This window comes from Streptomyces himastatinicus ATCC 53653, from assembly GCF_000158915.1.
GTDB lineage: Bacteria > Actinomycetota > Actinomycetes > Streptomycetales > Streptomycetaceae > Streptomyces > Streptomyces himastatinicus.
The window spans coordinates 8,738,956-8,754,534 of sequence record NZ_GG657754.1; the positions used below are offsets into that span (position 1 = coordinate 8,738,956).

The window sequence follows — 15,579 nt, forward strand, 5'->3', positions numbered from 1 at the left end:
CCGGGGCGACCGGAGGTCCGCGGATCAGCCGTTGAGAACGGCGGTGGCGGAATCGAAGGCCTGCCGGGCGGCCTCGTCGACCGGCAGGGCGCGGAACCACGGATCGTTGACCTCGACCGACCAGGGGCCGGTGTAGCCGAGGGTGCGGAGCTCCGCGACCAGCGCGCGGACGGGGAGCTCACCCCTGCCCGGCAGTAACCGGGTCGAACGGGCCTTGTGCAGCATGTCCGGGTCGTCCGGGCGGACCCGGGGACCGTCGTTGAGCTGGACGCCGGCGACTTCCCGGGCGTCGATGTCGTGGAGCACGGCGGCGTCGGCACCGGTGGCGAACCAGTGCCAGATGTCGATCATCACCCCCGCGTTCGGCGCCCCGCTGCGCCGGACCACGTCGAGTGCCGCGGGATAGTCGCACAGGGCGCCCCAGGCGAATGCCTCCACCGCCAGGGTGACGTCCAGGGGGGCCAACCGGGCAGCCAGCTCGGCGAGGCGGTCGGCCGCGCGTCCGGGATTGGCCGGTCCGGCGGCGAACTCGCCGGAGGTGACCCGGAGCGGCCCCCAGGCCCGCGCAGCCTCGGCGAGCGTGACCTCGGCGTCCGACGGCGCCGCAACCGACTCGGCGAGCGCCCACCCACCGAGGAACTCGGCCTCGGTGACGGCGAGCCCGGCATCGGCGGCCACGGTGCGCACGGCACCGACCCCGCCGTGCGCCGCGAGGTCGGCGAACTGCACACCGATCCCGGTGAATCCCGCCCTCGCGGCAGCGGCGGCCCGCGCGGCGAAAGGAGTGCGCGCGGGATCGGTGAACCCGGCCCCGTGGAGCGTCACGTAGCTCGCGGTCAGCCCGGTCACGCGGGCGCCCCTCCGAAGGGCGGGGTCGCGTGGGTGTGGAACGACTCCGGCACGCCCAGGCCCCATGCGGTGCCGCGGCCTTTCGACTCGGTGTCCCACGTGACGGTCTCGAAGTCCGGCGCGAAGATGTGGATCCCGCCGGTGAACACTTCGACCCGGTTGCCGCCGGGCTCGTACACGTAGAGGAAGAAGCCTTGAGTGCGCGAGTGCTTGGCGGGGCCGAACTCGATGAACACGTCGTTCTCGAGGAAGATGTCGGCGGCGCGGATCACATCCGAGGTCTCGGGCACGGCGTAGGCCAGGTGGTGCAGCCGTCCGGTGGTGGGGGCGGGTTCTTTCGTGAGCGCGAGGTCGTGGGCCTTCGTCATGACCGACAGCCAAGCGCCGACCTCGTCGCCCCCGGCGGGGACGAGCCGCTCACGCGGCTTGAACCCGAGGACCTCCTGCTGGAAGCGGCTCGCCTCGGCGACGTCCGGCACCAGCAGGTTGATGTGGTCGATGCGCGCAGCAGCGGCGCCCTTGGGGGCGAAGCGCTGCGGCTGGTTCGGAAGGGCCGGCGCCTCGCCGGGCGGCGGCACGTACTTCTCGGTCTCGAAGTACACCTCCTGGATGTGCCCGCCGACGCCGGTGTAGCGGTAGGCCTTGCCGTGGCCGAAGTCGCCGTCATGCCAGGCGCCCTCGACGCCGTGCTTCTCCAGCGCGGCGACGCGTCGCTCGAGGGCCTGCGGGCTGGTCGCCCGCCACGCCACGTGGCCCAGACCTGCCTCGGGGGCGCCCGTCAGGGTGAGTGAGGTCAGGACGTCGTCGTTCCAGGCACGCAGGTGCGCCCGACCGGGGTCCTCGCCGACGAGGGTCAGCCCGTAGACCTCGGTGAAGAACGCGACGGACTCCTCGAGCCGGGGAGTGAGCAGCTCGGCGTGGCCGAGCTGGGCGATGTCGTACATCGGCTCCGGGTGGCTGCTCATCGCACCGTGCCTTCCTCAGCGATGGCCTTGGCTTCCAGCTCGGCGACACCCTCCAGGATGGACGGCGCGTGATTGGCGATCGAGACCCCACCGAAGAGGTAGGCGAGGTTGATCGCAGCCTGCAGCTCTTCCCAGCTCGCCCCGGCCCGCCGGGCCGCATGTCCGTGGATCTTCGCCGCGTCCCGCAGCTGCACCGCCAGCACTGCGAAAAGGATCAGCTGGACGGTCTTCTGATCCAGCACATCGGTGTAGGTGACGAGGTTGCGGACCTTCTCCTGCGCGAGCAGCAGCTCTGGGTTCGTCCGGCCCAGGCTGTCGAAACGGGCCTGGATACGCGGTGGCACGAAGCCCGCCATCTCGCGGTACGTCTGCAGGTAATGGTCGATCTCGTGCTGCTGCTCCGTGGTGGGGACCGCGCCCTCGGCGTCCGGTGTACTGCCAGTCATGGGTGACCTTCCCGTTTCGGTGGCAAAGGTCACAGTCGTGGCTGCGGCAGGTGTGGCGAAAGCCTGCGTTCCCATTGAGCGGGAGTGCAGGGCGGAAAAGTCAGGGATGGGAGCGAATCTGCTGGTCACGTAGCGAGCGGGAAATGGAGATGGCGGCGGTGCGCACGGCGGGCGCCAGCCGTTCCGGGCGTCCACCAGTGGTGTGCAGGACGACATCGAGTGCCGCGACAACCGCTCCCGAGGCGTCTCGAATGGGCGCGGCGACCGACAGTGACCCCAGTGTGAGCTCCTCGTAGGCGAAGGCGACGCCCGTCCCGCGTACGTCGTCGAGGACCCGGACGAGCCGGCCGGGTTCGACGATGGTGTGTCGGGTGAAGCGCGCCAGTGGCCCCGCCAGCACATTGGCCTGCACCTCTTTGGGCGCATGAGCCAACAGCACCTTGCCGACCCCGGTGGCGTGCAGCGGCAGGCGCCCGCCGCGGCGCGACTTCACCAGCAGCGCACCGGCCCCGGAGATCTTCTCTATGTAGAGCGCCTGACTGTCCTGGCAGACGGCGAGATGAACGTTCTCCTTGGTCCCCTCGAACAGGTCCTGCATGACCGAGAGGGCGACGTCGCGCAGCGACTCGCCGCGAGGGGCGAGCGATCCGAGCTCCCACATGCGCAGCCCGACCCGGTAGCCGGCACCGTCACAGCGCTCCAGTCCGCCCCACGCGACGAGCTCGGTGGCCAGCCGGTGCGCCGTCGACAGCGGCAGCCCGGTGCGGGCGCTGAGCTCGTTGAGGGTGAGCTCAGGGGAGTCAGGGCCGAAGGCGTCGAAAAGCGCGACGACCTTGCTCGTTACTGAGCGCCCCGAAATCTCGGCCATGGTCCCTCCGTTCACCGCTTGAACCCGGACATCTCCAGAGACGCCGTTCACTGGACAGACCCGCGTCACCCGTAGCTCTCGCCGTAGGTGGGTGTTCCAGCTGCGAGCAGCCCGGCGGGTCCATTGGAATGCTGCGGTGACGCTGGTGTCCAGAGTCTCGCTCAAGACTGGGATGGGCAGGGTGTCGCCGGCATGGCCGAGCCCGAGCGCGAGTGCATCCGGGAGAGGTCTCTGGAAGGCCAGGCCTTCGCTCGCGAGCGCGGCCGCCACGGCGGGCGCCCCAAGGCCGACTGCGACACCGTCTACCGCATCCTTGCCGAGGATGAGCCGGGGAGCTGAACAGGCACCGAGGGGACCAAGATCAACTCATTGCCCCTTCGACCTGTATCTCGGTGATACCCGGAGTCCGGGTGCCGATGCCGCTGATCGGGAGTCCCAGTGCTGTCCGAGGCGCACTCGTACCCGCCCTGGGGCGGTGGGGCCGGACTCCAAGGTGCCGTTAAGGAGTTCGGCGCGTTCCTGAGGCCGATCAGGCCCGGGTGGGAGCCGGGGCGAGGAAGGGAGGGCCGAGTGGGCCGGTCAGCTCGGTGTCGATGCCACTGGTCGTGACCTGCCGGCGGAGGTCGGTGAGGGTGGGCTGCGGGGTGAGTTCGGTGGTGCGTCCGCCGGAGGCGCGCAGCAAGGTGACCATGTGGCGCAGCTCGTCGAGGGTGTCGACGCTGAGCGAGCGGATGGTGCGGGCGCCTTCCTTGAACGCCGTTTCCTTCGCGGCGACTTGCAGAATCGCCGGCCTGCACGGCGATCAAGCTGCGTTCGCGGGCTTCCTCGATCTCGACCAGCCGACGAGCCAGGTCCCGCCGTGCCTGGACGAGCCGGCCCAGCAGGACGGGGGAGGCGGCAGTGGCGAGTGTGTAGAAGAAGTAGACGACGGTCCTGGTGCGGTCGTCCTGGCGCACGGTGCCAGCCGCTTTCGCGCCCGTGGTGGTCGCGACAACCTCGATGTCGTCGGCCGCGTTGAGTATGAGCCGGAAACCGGAGCGCACCAAGGCCTCGTCGTCCACCACCACTACCCGGATCACGGGTGCTCGCTGGTTCCGTCTGAACGCTGGGCCATCACCCGACCGACCTTTCCTGCCCACAGCTCGGCGTCCACGAGCGGCCGCCCTTGTGGTGCTCGGTCAGCTTGACCAGGTGCTCGCTCGAGTATGTGATGTTCCACGGCTTCCCAGTCGGTGAAGGACGGAGTCGGCGAAGAGGGCCCGTCAGCGAGCTGGCGGGCCCTCTCGGGTGGGTGTCTGGCTGTCGAGCATGTCGGTGAAGTAGGTGTCGTGTCGCACCTGGAAGGCTTTGAGTTCTTCGCGGTTGCGTTCCACGTACTCGGCGGCCTTCTCGAAGTACTCCTCGCGAGGTGCGCCCGGCGAGAAGATCATCAGCATGGACAGGGGCTCGTCGGAGTCGTTCTGGAAGGCGTGCAGGCCGCCTGCGGGGACGTAGAGGAAGTCTCCCTCCCCGCCGGTGATCCAGCGTTCGCCGTTGTAGAACTCGACCTCGCCGGACATGACGTAGAAGGATTCCGAGATCGTCCGGTGGAAGTGTTCCTTGGCGCCCATGGTCTTCGGCCCCATGTCGACCTTGTAGAGGCCGTACTCGCCGCCGGTGGTCTCCGGGGTGGCCACGTAATTGATGCTGGAGGCGCCGACGAAGTCGGTGTCGGGCTGCTGGGGCGCGGGGCGGTGCAGCGCGCTGACCGCGCCCTTGTCGCTGAAGTAGCGCGGGTCGGGGTAGGACATGTGGTTCCTTTCGCGAGGGCGGCTTGAGACCGCGACATCGTTTTGGGAGAGGTGGGCCGGTGTCCGACGCCCCGGTCTGCGGCGTTGCCGCAGATGGGCGTGCGGGCCGGATCGGTGGCGAGGCTGCCTCCACTTCTCGTGAAGGTCGGCGGGGCGGGCCGCGGTTCAGACCGCGGTGACGACGTCGTCGTAGGCCAGTCGGGGCAGCCGGGGTTACCAGGCGTTGGGGCCCGGGCGGCCGATGTTGACGACCATCAGCGGGGCGTGGTCGTCGTCGAGGAACTCCTTGCGCAGGCCGTCGGCGTCGTACCCGGTCATGGGCCCGGCGGCCAGCCCGGCCGCCCGCACGCCGATGAGGAAGTACGCGGCCTGGAGCGCCCCGTTGAGCCTGGCGGCCTCCTCGCGTACGGGCCGCTTCGCGAAGTGCGTGTCCTTCGCGTCGGGCGCGAACGGCAGCAGCCGCGGCAGCTCCTCGTGGAACTCAGCTCAGCGGGGGACGGCTGGTCCTCGGCGTCGGCATCGGATGGGCACGGCAGGAGTACGAGGCACTCGGGATCCCGTTCCACCTGCGGGGCAAGCTGACCGACCAACACCTGCAGCAGATACGGACCGCCTGGGAGGACGACGCGGACCACAGCAGTGGTGGCATACCGATCTGGGTCGGCGGCATGAGCGACGCCGCACTGCGCCGGGCGGTTCGGTACGGCGAGGCGTGGCATCCGGCCTGATTCACTCTCAGCTGGCTGCGGGAGGCGATGGAACGGATGCGGAGTGCCGCTGAGGAGCAGGGAAGGCCCGTACCCGCCCTGGCCCCGCGCGTGGTGCTACGCCTCACCGACACACCGGTCACCCGTCCCGATCGGCCGGTCGGTGAGGGCACGATCGATCAGGTCATGGCCGACATCGAACAGCTGCGCCTGCTCGGCTCCGAGTCCGTCCTGCTGGACCCCTACAACGGCGATCCGGCCGAGACATACGGTGCCGACCCCTTGTCGCGTGACCCGGGCGGGCTCGGCCTTCCGCCGAGCCCGCCACGCCGGCTCCATACCGGAGCCGGACTCGTGTCACGCCGTCAGCGCTGCAGTGTCAGCAGACCCGGACGGTAGGGCAGGAGGCCGTAGTCGCCGCCGGAGTTGGGGCTGCGCCCTTGGTAGAGCAACTGCAGATGGCAGGGATCGACGGTCATGGTCTGGTCGGGGCCGGTACGGATCAGTTCGCCATGGCTGATGTCGTTGGTCCAGGTGGCGCCACTGTTGGCCTTGCCGGCGAAGGGGTTGCTCTCGGTCGCGGCCTGGGGTGTCCATGAGCCGTTCAGACTGGTGGCCGTGAACGAGCGGAAGTAGCGGTGGCCCTGCGAGCCGATCGCCTCGACGATCATGAGGTAGCGGTTCTGGCCCTGTAGCTTGTAAACCTGCGGGGCTTCGAACAGGTTGTTCGTCGTATCGCTCATGATCACTGTCGAGGTCGTGCCGAAGCTGCCCGGGAAGTTCCCGATCGGCATACTGGCCCGGTAGATCTTGCCGTTGTCACCGGCGAAGAACAGGTACATGTTCGTCCCGTCACCGATGAGCGTCTGGTCGATGGGTCCTGTTCCGGAGCCGGGGATGCTTCCGGAGAAGAGCACCTGCTGGGATGACCAGCCATTCGGGTTGGTGGGGTCGCTCGACGTCCGGTAGGAGAAGGCGGTCCCGCCCCACTGGTAGGCGAGCACCCAGATGTTCTTCGGCGCGAAGTAGAAGAGCGTGGGCGCGACGGTGGAAGCCGGCATCGTGTTCTGGCTGGCCGAGGCCATCTCCGACCAATTGGTGAACAGGCCGAAGTTCATCGAACCCCAACGCGTCCCCGTGTCGTGCGTCGTCGCATAGACGAGTTGCCTGCCGTTGTAGGGGACGACGGTGAAGTCCTTGAGTGAGACCCACCCCGGCTTGGGCTGCGCCAGCGCGCCCGTTGATGTCCAGCGGTATGTCGACGGAAGATCGCACGGGCCGGAGGTGTCGCCGCCGACCTTGACGAGCTGCCACTGCTGGTTGGTGCCGCCCCAGTCGTCGTACTGGACGGTGTTCGCGTTGTCGGCGGTGGAGGCGCCCTGTACTTCGAGGGCCTTGTTGCTGTGGCGCGAGATGAACCTCACGTAGCCATCCGAGCTGTCGGCCAGCCGCCACTGCTGGTTGGTGCCGTTCAGGTCGGCCCACTGGACGATCGAGCCGCCGTTCGCGGTGGACCAGTTGGAGACGTCCAGCACCTTGCCCGAGTGGCGGGACTTGATGCGGTAGTAGCCGTCTCCGGAATCGACGAACTGCCACTGCTGCTGCTTCTGATCGTTCCTGGTCCACTGGGTGATGCGGGCGCCGTCGTCGGTCGCCATGTTGTAGACATCCAGGGCCTTGCCGCTGTTGCGGTTGACCAGCACATACGAGGCGTTGGGGTCTACGGTCGCCGCGCCGGCGGGCTGGGCACCGAGGAAGGTGGCCACGAGCAGCAAGGGCGCAAGGACGGCGAGTAAGCGTCTTGGACGGACCGGGGACGGGTGGCGAAACCACATCAGAGGGCCTCCTTTGGGGGCGGGGGTGAGGTGACCCCGATGAACCGCGGCCCGGACGTGCCGGGGGGCGGGTCAATCTCGGAACGTTTCGAAGAATTTCCGGAAGCTTTGACGCCACAAGCTAGGAATGTGGGGACCTCTGGTCAAGGCCTGTCGCCGAATCTGTCCACAAACAGCGCCTCCCCTTTGGGCTTGGCAAGCTGTCGCGCCGACCGGTAGCGCTCCGGAGTTTGCGATGCAGCTCGCCACTCCAAGGCGTACACGCGGAGGAGGGAAGCCGAGCAAGCGGCGTCCGCACACTCGTCCCGGCCCCGGCCCCGGCCCCAGCCCTACGGCATCCGCCGACGGCGGCGCCGGGGGTTCGCCGTCCGGCTCGCCGGATTCCGGAAAGTTTCGGGCGAGGAACGGAAACTTCTTCTGCGGGGAGTATTGACGATCCATCGTCAATCCTTCAATCTCCCTGCCGGAGAACCCGCCATAGTTCGAGATATCGAACCACATTGGCCCTGAGCAATCTGTGCTGCACGGCAGATCCACGCACAGCTGAACGACAGATCCGCGCACCAGAGCACCTGCGCCACCTCGTTTCGTTCCGGTGGGGTTCGCACCAGCGCCCCTGGCTCTTCGCGCAGTTGGAGAGGTACGCGACGCCGCGTGGCGGTCCCCCGGCTGAGCCGCGATGGAGGAGCCCCATGCCTGTGTCGAAACACCGCCGTCCGGCTGCCGAGTGGGAGCGGACGACGCATTCCCCCGCGCTTCAGTCCTTCCGTGATTTCTACCTTGGAGGCATAGTCATGGGCTCGTATGCCCTTCCCGGACCCGCTATCCGCCGGAAGATCCGCGGCCTGCTGTTAGCGCTGGTCGTCGGCGTCCTCGGTGCGGTCGCCGCACTGGTCGCGCCGCCGACCGCACAGGCCGCGGAGAACACGCTCGGCGCCGCGGCGGCGCAGAGCGGCCGCTACTTCGGCACCGCCATCGCCTCGGGTAGGCTGGGCGACTCGGCGTACACGACGATCGCGGGCCGTGAGTTCAACTCGGTGACGGCCGAGAACGAGATGAAGATCGACGCCACCGAACCGCAGCGAGGCCAGTTCAACTTCACCGCCGGTGACCGCGTCTACAACTGGGCGGTGCAGAACGGCAAGCAGGTGCGCGGCCACACCCTGGCCTGGCACTCCCAGCAGCCCGGCTGGATGCAGAGCCTCAGCGGCAGCACGCTGCGCCAGGCGATGATCGACCACATCAAGGGCGTGATGGCCCACTACAAGGGCAAGATCGCCCAGTGGGACGTCGTGAACGAGGCCTTCGCCGACGGCAGTTCGGGAGCCCGGCGCGACTCCAACCTGCAACGCACCGGCAACGACTGGATCGAGGTCGCCTTCCGCACCGCGCGTGCCGCCGACCCGGCAGCCAAGCTCTGCTACAACGACTACAACGTCGAGAACTGGACCTGGGCCAAAACCCAGGCCATGTACTCCATGGTCCGAGACTTCAAGCAGCGCGGCGTGCCGATCGACTGCGTCGGCTTCCAGTCGCACTTCAACAGCGGCAGCCCCTACAACAGCAACTTCCGCACCACCCTGCAGAACTTCGCCGCCCTCGGCGTCGACGTGGCCATCACCGAACTCGACATCCAGGGCGCCTCGGCCACGACCTACGCCAACGTGACCAACGACTGCCTGGCCGTCCCGCGCTGCCTCGGCATCACCGTCTGGGGTGTGCGCGACACCGACTCCTGGCGACCGGAGCACACGCCGCTGCTGTTCAACGGCAACGGCAGCAAGAAGCCTGCGTACACCGCCGTCCTCAACGCACTCAACGGCGGGTCCCCTACGCCCCCTTCGGATTCCGGACCGATCAAGGGCGTCGGCTCGGGCCGGTGTCTGGACGTGCCCGACACCAGTACCACCGACGGCACCCAGCTCCACCTGTGGGACTGCCACAACGGCACCAACCAGCAGTGGACGTACACCACCGCCGGCGAGCTCAGGGCCTACGGCAACAAGTGCCTGGACGCCGCCGGCACCGGCAGCGGCACCAAAGTCCAGATCTACAGCTGCTGGGGCGGCGACAACCAGAAATGGCGCCTCAACTCGGACGGATCCATCGTGGGTGTCCAGTCCGGCCTCTGCCTCGACGCCGTCGCAGGCGGCACCGCCAACGGCACCCTGATCCAGCTCTACTCCTGCTCGAATGGCAGCAACCAACGCTGGACCCGCACCTGATGGGACCTGCCACAAGCGAAAGGGTGAATCGATGAAGACCTACGGTGCGGCTTCCCACGCCCCTCCACGAAGACATCGCTGGTGGTCCCGGGTCGCCGCCGTGGTAGCGACGACGCTCGCGATCGGCATGCTCGCCGCGGTGAATCCGGCGCCCGCCGAGGCGGCGACGGTGGACACCCATGCGTGGTATGTCCTGGTCAATCGCAACAGCGGCAAGGCGCTGGACGTCTCTGGCGCGTCCACCGCCGACGGCGCGCGGGTCAGCCAGTGGACGCGCAACGACGGAGCCAACCAGCAGTGGCAGTTCGTGGACTCCGGCGACGGCTTCTACCGCCTCAAGGCCCGGCATGCGGACAAGGTTCTCGACGTGGCCGGCGCCTCGACCGCAGACGGTGCCGCAATCCAGCAGTGGGCCGACCACAACGGGGACAATCAGCAGTTCCGCCTGGCCGACTCCGACGCGGGCCACGTCCGGCTGATCAACCGCACCAGCAGCAAGGCGGTGGAGGTGCAAGGCGCCTCCACCGCCGACGGCGGCAACGTCGTCCAGTACACCGACTGGGGCGGCGCCAACCAGCAATGGCAGATGATCAAGCTATCGTCCGGTGGCGGTGGCGGTGGCGGTGGCGGTGGCGGTGGCGGTGGCGGTGGCGGATGCGGCAGCGCCCCGACTCTGACGAGCGGTACGCACACGATTCAGAGCGGCGGCAAGAGCCGCAGCTTCATCCTCAGAGTTCCTGCCAACTACGACAACAGCCACCGCTACCGGCTGATCTTCGCGTTCCACTGGCGGGGTGGAACCGCCGGCGACGTCGCCTCGGGCGGCACGAGCGGGAACGCCTGGTCCTACTACGGCCAACAGGAACAGTCGAACAACGGCGCGATCCTCGTTGCCCCCCAGGGCCTCGGCAACGGCTGGGCCAATTCGGGCGGTGAGGACATCACCTTCGTCGACGACATGATCCGGCGGATCGAGGGCGGCCTCTGTGTCAACCCGGCACAGCGCTTCGCCACGGGATTCAGCTGGGGCGGCGGTATGAGCTACGCACTCGCATGCAGCCGGGCGAACGTCTTCAGGGCCGTCGCGGTCATATCCGGTGCTGAGATCAGCGGCTGCAGTGGCGGCACCCAGCCCATCGCCTACTTCGGAATCCACGGGGTCAGCGACTCCGTCCTCAACATCGCGCAAGGACGGTCCCTGCGCGACAGGTTCGTCCGCAACAACGGCTGCGCCGCCCAGAGCCCGCGCGAGCCCGCGCCGGGCAGCCGAACGCACATCACCACCACCTACTCCGGCTGCCGTGCCGGATACCCGGTCCAGTGGGCCGCGTTCGACGGAGGCCACGCACCGGGTCCGGTCGACGGCTCCGGCGGCGACAACGGCGCCGCCACCTGGACCAAAGCAGAGATCTGGAGGTTCTTCGCACAGTTCCAGTGACACGCCCGCACCACGGAGTGGAGCCAGGAGCAATCCTGGCTCCACTCCCGTCGACGTCTATCGCACCGCAGCGAGATCCCAGCAAACCTGGCGCGCGTTCCTCCGCGCGCAGGCCCACACTCTGCCCGCCCGCGATTTCATGCACGTGGAGACCATCTCCCTCAGACGTCTCCATGTCTTTTTCGTCATGGAGATCGTCACCCGGCGCGTTCACGTTCTGGGTGTCACTGCCCACCCGACCGGGGCATGGGTCACCCAGCTCGCCCGCAATCTGCTCATGGACCTCGGCGACAGGGCTGGGTGCTTCCGTTCCTCATCCATGGTGGCCGGGGACAGCAAGTTCACCGCCGCTTCCAACGCCGTCTTCGCCGGCAACGGCACAGCCGTCATCCCGACGCGCCGCTCGGCGAGTAGTACGCCTGGCGGGAGATGCGCCGACGGCAGTCCTCGGAGCGGATCTGTGTCGAGCACGCCAACGCCGAATTGAACGGCACTATCGAGGCGTTGCGGGATGATGGTCGACCGTGCTACGGCGACTGGGCTACCTGGCTGTGACCCACGCGTTCGCCGCGCTGCGGCTGCTACCGATGAGCGACCGCGACAAGGACGCGGAGATCCTTGCCCTGCGCCACCAGCTGATGGTGCTGGAGCGGCAACTTGGTAAGGAGAGGGTGCGGTTCACTCCAACCGACCGGGCGTTCCCGGGGCCAGTTTGGGACCACAGGATACGCGGGCGGCGGGAGCAGCGCAGGCGTGCGGCCTGGGGAGGCCCGGCGCGGACGGGCCTTGCCTGGTCCGCGCCGGGGGCGGATCCGCAAGCACGGGGAAATCGTTGCGGATCCGCCTCACCGATGCACCCTCCACAGCGGCACCAGCGCACCGAACGTCATACAACGTCATACCCGGTACGGAACGGTGACCGACGTCACCGGCCACTGTGAGGCCCACGCAAACAGCCGCGAGGCGCCCTGCGTATGACGAAACCCTCTCGGCGACAGTGTGGCCGAGGGTCTTCAGGCCTCGAGGATGTTCAGCCTTTGCGGCTGATCAGACGGCGTTGACGCTGAGGCCTGCCTGGCCGCTCTGCAGGTTCGCCGCACCGTCCACCGTGACGCTGTGACCGGCCAGCTCTGCGCCGCCGATGCCCTCCAGGTGGCCCGGGTAGCCGCCCTGCAGGGCCAGACCGGCCGCGCCGGCGGCAACGCCGTCCAGGTCGGCGTCGGATATCTCGCGGGTCTCGATCTGGGCGTTGTAGCTCATAATGCACGCTTCCTTCGTCAGGGATCTCTTGTGTGAGACGACCGGGACCACAACCGCGGTCCGGCATCGGCGCGGACTCCGGTACAAGGAGGGCTCTCCGCCCGTACAGAGAAAGAGATCCACGGACATGGAGAGCCCGCGGATCCGACCCGCCGATAATCAGCCGCCTCACTCCGACTGCGCCACGCGTCCCCCACATGTCACACCCGCAACGAGTCCGGTGACGTATGCCACGTCTCTGTCAGGATGGTGGGCCTGGTGAATGAGGCCGCGACGCATGACGAGCGGCTGCGGGACCTGGAAGCGGAAGCGTTCCGCGCCGGGCGGACGCTTGCGGAGCACAGCGAGCAGCTCGCGGAACATCGACTCCCTTGCTGACGCCATCGGTGTGCCGGGGGACCGGTCGGCGGCACTTGTGGCGCACACTCTGTTGCCACTTGACCACTTCCGCATGCGGCGGCGTATGGAGCCTGATGGCGCGACAGATCCGCCCATGACCTTAAAGCCGAACATAAAGGAAAATTGCCGCGCCGCTGGGGGCAAGGGGGCGCAGGTTCGAATCTTGTCGTCGCGACCAGCGTTTTCGCAGGTCGGAGGCCATTTCCGCAGGTAGCGGGAACGGCCTTGACCGTTTCCGGGCTGGGGGCAAGTGGGGCCCTCTGGGGGTCCTCGTGCTCCCAACTCGCAGACGTGTCAACGGTGCCCGATATGCTCTCTGCATCGAGAGGCGTAAGAACCCCTTGTCGGCTCCTGACCCCCTTCCCGGGTGGGAGCACGGCGTCGTGCTCCCCATGCGGCAGGGGTGGGGCAGACCACTGGTGATCTCTCCGGGCCGGTTTCCGCAGGCATCTCGCGCGCGTATGTCTGGTCGCCATGGACAGCCTGCGTCAAGGTGCGGCAAAGCCCCTTGGCGTCCGTCGGCAGATAGGGCGCTCCCAGAGTATGAGCGCCGTATCCGGCTCTGTGTCGCCGCAGTGAGACAGTCCGCGGAGGTCTCACTAGAAGAAAAAGTGTGCCAAGCGGGGCAGCGCAGTTCCTCCACGAGCTCAACCAGTCCACGGTCGCGGGGATAGGTGACGAGAGCAGCACGCAGATCGGCGACGAGGGCGAAGTGCAGGGCGTCGCCGTCCTGTTGCACGGGCCAGGCGGCGAGCCCTCTGGGCCCTGAGGCGAAGACCGCTCGCACCAGATTCCGCCCGGTGTGTGTCCGCCCGCTGGGGTCGCCCAACAGCACCGCCCATGCCGGAGTCCAGGACAGCAAGGTCCAGTCGGCGCTGAACACGCCCACGGGGAACTCCCCGAGACGAGCCGGCGAGAGGGTGTAACGGACGTAGAGCACCCCTTCGTTGAGGTGCACGTCGTGCCAGTGGAGGGCGAGTGCTCGCCGCTCGGTGGTGGGTGGTCGGGGCAGGACGGCGGGGCGTGCGGGGTTGTGGGTGAGGCGGTGCCGGGGGACAGCGACGCGAAGTGCTCCTGGCCGAGCGCAACGCGGTCGCGCGGCTGGACTGGTCGAGGTGTGTGGTCGACTCCTCGCACGTCAGGGCGCTAAAGGGGGGCTCCACGCGGGCCCGTCGCTGGTCGACCGGGGCCGGGCCGGGTCGAAGCACGTGATCACCGACGGTCACGGCACCCCGCTCGCCGTCCTGCTGACCGGCGGCAACCGCAACGACGTCACTCAGCTCCTGCCCTTGCTCGATGCCGTCCCGCCCGTGCGCGGCCGCGTCGGACACCCCCGACGCAGACCCGACTCGCTGTTCGCCGACCGCGGCTACGACCAGGACGTCAACCGCGACCAGGTCCGCGCCCGCGGCATCGTCCCACCATCGCTCGACCACCCACCGGTAGGTGCCCAGGCCGATTTTGTGTTAGTACTCCAGCCGTACATCGTGATCTTCATGGTTGAGTGGCTTGTCGCCGGTAGTGGCTGGCCTGGGAACGGGTCTGGTGGCGGCGTCGCCAGTGGGACCAGCCGAGCCGGTGGGCCGTGTCGTGGTCGGGGCGGATAACGAGAGTGATGAACAGGCGCTGGATTTCGTTGCAGGTGAGCGGTATGAGGGTGTCTGGTGCGGGGTGGCGGGCATACTCGTCGGCGCGGACGGCAGCGAGGAAAGCATGGGCGAGCATGGCCAGGGTGACCCCGCGGGACCAGGACGCATAGCGGCGGACCTGGTGCTCGTCCAGTCCGGCCAGGCCCTTGCCGGACTGGAACGTCTCTTCCACTCGCCACCTTGATCCAGCGACCCGCACCAGGGTGGTCAGGGGCACGGGCCGGGGTGCGTAGCAGCGGTAGTAGGCGAGTTCGCCGGTGGTGCGGTTGCGGCGGATCAGCAGCTGGCGGCTGCCGGGGGCGGGGTCGGCCAGGTCGATGGCGGCCCAGTCGTAGAAGCGGTGCCCCTTGGCTCCCGCTCCGGCGGACAGCTTCTGCCAGGCCCGCTTCGGGAGCTTCTTGGCCAGGGCGTCCGCGCGGAACTTCCCAGACTTCGGCCGAGCAGGCGACGGCCAGCACGTAGCCGGTGCCGCGCTTCTCCAGTGCGGCGCGCAGTTTCGGGTTGCCGCCGTAGACCTCGTCGCCCGCGACCCACGAAATGTGGTGGCCGGCGTCCAGGAACCGGGTGATCATGCGGGTGGCCAGTTCCGGCTTGGTCGCGAAGGCGGTGTCCTGGCCGAGTCCGGCATCCCGGCAGCGGTCGGGGTCGGCCGTCCAGGAGCGCGGGACGTACAGTTCCCGGTCCACTGCCCCGTGCCCGCGCCGACCGGCGTAGACCAGGTAGACGGCGACCTGGGCATTTTCGATCCTGCCCGCGGTGCCGGTGTACTGGCGCTGGACGCCGACCGTGCCGGTGCCCTTCTTCACGTCCCCGGTCTCGTCGACCACCAGCACCGCCTGGTCGTCGTGCAGGTGCTCCACCACGTGGTCGCGCAGGTCGTCGCGTACCTGGTCGGCGTCCCACTTGGCCCGCCCCAGCAGGTGCTGCATGCCGTCCGGGGTCCTCTCCCCGGCCCACTCGGCGATGGTCCAGCAGTTCTTGCGCGGCAGGTCCGACAACAGCCCGAGCACCAACCGCCGCACCCGGCGCCGGGGTTCGACCCGCGCGAAGCGGCCCGCGATCCGGCTCATCAGGCCATCGAACGCCTCCTGCCAGCGGGCAGGGTCTATGCTGTGACCTGCGGCCACCGCATGATCGTTTGTCTTCAC

13 protein-coding genes and 4 pseudogenes are annotated in these 15,579 nt (G+C 68.4%); 5 read left to right on the forward strand and 12 right to left on the reverse strand.

What is annotated here, in order from left to right:
* Positions 1–24: 24 nt before the first annotated feature.
* Genes SSOG_RS37330 through SSOG_RS37345 form a run of 4 tightly spaced genes read right to left on the reverse strand, consistent with a single transcriptional unit; the run spans position 25 to position 3,128 of the window.
* Positions 25–849, reverse strand: a complete 825-nt coding sequence (locus SSOG_RS37330) for a sugar phosphate isomerase/epimerase family protein (RefSeq protein WP_039939604.1) — start codon at positions 847–849, stop codon at positions 25–27.
* Positions 846–1,814, reverse strand: a complete 969-nt coding sequence (locus SSOG_RS37335) for a VOC family protein (protein WP_009719472.1) — start codon at positions 1,812–1,814, stop codon at positions 846–848. The genes SSOG_RS37330 and SSOG_RS37335 overlap by 4 nt, the downstream gene beginning before the upstream one ends.
* Positions 1,811–2,335, reverse strand: coding sequence for a carboxymuconolactone decarboxylase family protein (locus SSOG_RS37340; protein ID WP_245606461.1), 525 nt, complete (start codon positions 2,333–2,335; stop codon positions 1,811–1,813). Before SSOG_RS37340 ends, SSOG_RS37335 begins: the two co-directional genes overlap by 4 nt.
* Positions 2,336–2,360: 25 nt before the next feature.
* The gene (locus SSOG_RS37345) at positions 2,361–3,128 is read right to left on the reverse strand and encodes an IclR family transcriptional regulator (RefSeq protein WP_009719474.1); all 768 of its coding nucleotides are present in this window, start codon (positions 3,126–3,128) and stop codon (positions 2,361–2,363) included.
* Between the two features lie 192 nt (positions 3,129–3,320).
* Between SSOG_RS37345 and SSOG_RS57980 the strand changes: the two genes are divergently transcribed.
* Entirely contained in the window at positions 3,321–3,467 is a 147-nt protein-coding gene (locus SSOG_RS57980; RefSeq protein WP_208867402.1) for a hypothetical protein, read from the forward strand.
* Positions 3,468–3,494: 27 nt separating this feature from the next.
* Here SSOG_RS57980 and SSOG_RS49525 read toward each other — a convergent pair.
* The 3 genes and pseudogenes from SSOG_RS49525 to SSOG_RS37360 all read right to left on the reverse strand — a co-directional run.
* A pseudogene (locus SSOG_RS49525) lies at positions 3,495–4,207 on the reverse strand (ATP-binding protein).
* Positions 4,208–4,390: 183 nt separating this feature from the next.
* A complete protein-coding gene (locus SSOG_RS37355; RefSeq protein ID WP_009719476.1) occupies positions 4,391–4,918 on the reverse strand; it encodes a cupin domain-containing protein in 528 nt (175 codons plus the stop codon).
* A gap of 213 nt (positions 4,919–5,131) precedes the next feature.
* Positions 5,132–5,401, reverse strand: a pseudogene (locus SSOG_RS37360) (nitroreductase family protein); the annotation flags it as partial.
* A 17-nt stretch (positions 5,402–5,418) separates the two neighbouring features.
* Between SSOG_RS37360 and SSOG_RS57985 the strand changes: the two are divergent.
* Entirely contained in the window at positions 5,419–5,646 is a 228-nt protein-coding gene (locus SSOG_RS57985; protein ID WP_483754817.1) for an LLM class flavin-dependent oxidoreductase, read from the forward strand.
* Positions 5,647–5,990: 344 nt separating this feature from the next.
* Here the strand turns inward: SSOG_RS57985 and SSOG_RS37370 are convergent, their stop codons facing one another.
* Positions 5,991–7,460, reverse strand: coding sequence for a non-reducing end alpha-L-arabinofuranosidase family hydrolase (locus SSOG_RS37370; RefSeq protein ID WP_039939606.1), 1,470 nt, complete (start codon positions 7,458–7,460; stop codon positions 5,991–5,993).
* 794 nt (positions 7,461–8,254) lie between these two features.
* Here SSOG_RS37370 and SSOG_RS37375 point away from each other — a divergent pair.
* Positions 8,255–9,685 (forward strand): endo-1,4-beta-xylanase, encoded by a 1,431-nt coding sequence (locus tag SSOG_RS37375; RefSeq protein ID WP_009719480.1) that lies wholly within the window; start codon positions 8,255–8,257, stop codon positions 9,683–9,685.
* Between the two features lie 100 nt (positions 9,686–9,785).
* On the forward strand, positions 9,786–11,123 hold the full coding sequence (locus SSOG_RS37380) for an RICIN domain-containing protein (RefSeq protein WP_039939608.1): 1,338 nt from the start codon (positions 9,786–9,788) through the stop codon (positions 11,121–11,123).
* A gap of 1,047 nt (positions 11,124–12,170) precedes the next feature.
* Here the strand turns inward: SSOG_RS37380 and SSOG_RS37385 are convergent.
* Both SSOG_RS37385 and SSOG_RS56720 read right to left on the reverse strand, forming a co-directional pair.
* Entirely contained in the window at positions 12,171–12,383 is a 213-nt protein-coding gene (locus SSOG_RS37385) for a hypothetical protein (protein WP_039939609.1), read from the reverse strand.
* 499 nt (positions 12,384–12,882) lie between these two features.
* Complete coding sequence (locus tag SSOG_RS56720; RefSeq protein WP_009719486.1) at positions 12,883–13,740, reverse strand: MmyB family transcriptional regulator; 858 nt, start codon at positions 13,738–13,740, stop codon at positions 12,883–12,885.
* 107 nt (positions 13,741–13,847) lie between these two features.
* On the opposite strand from SSOG_RS56720, the pseudogene SSOG_RS49550 reads away from it, so the two are divergent.
* Positions 13,848–14,203, forward strand: a pseudogene (locus SSOG_RS49550) (transposase); the annotation flags it as partial.
* Between the two features lie 73 nt (positions 14,204–14,276).
* Here the strand turns inward: SSOG_RS49550 and SSOG_RS58655 are convergent.
* Together SSOG_RS58655 and SSOG_RS58660 are read right to left on the reverse strand one after the other, a co-directional pair.
* A complete protein-coding gene (locus SSOG_RS58655) occupies positions 14,277–14,603 on the reverse strand; it encodes a hypothetical protein (RefSeq protein WP_050800078.1) in 327 nt (108 codons plus the stop codon).
* Positions 14,604–14,706: 103 nt separating this feature from the next.
* Positions 14,707–15,501: pseudogene (locus tag SSOG_RS58660) on the reverse strand (IS701 family transposase); the annotation flags it as partial.
* Positions 15,502–15,579 lie beyond the last annotated feature (78 nt).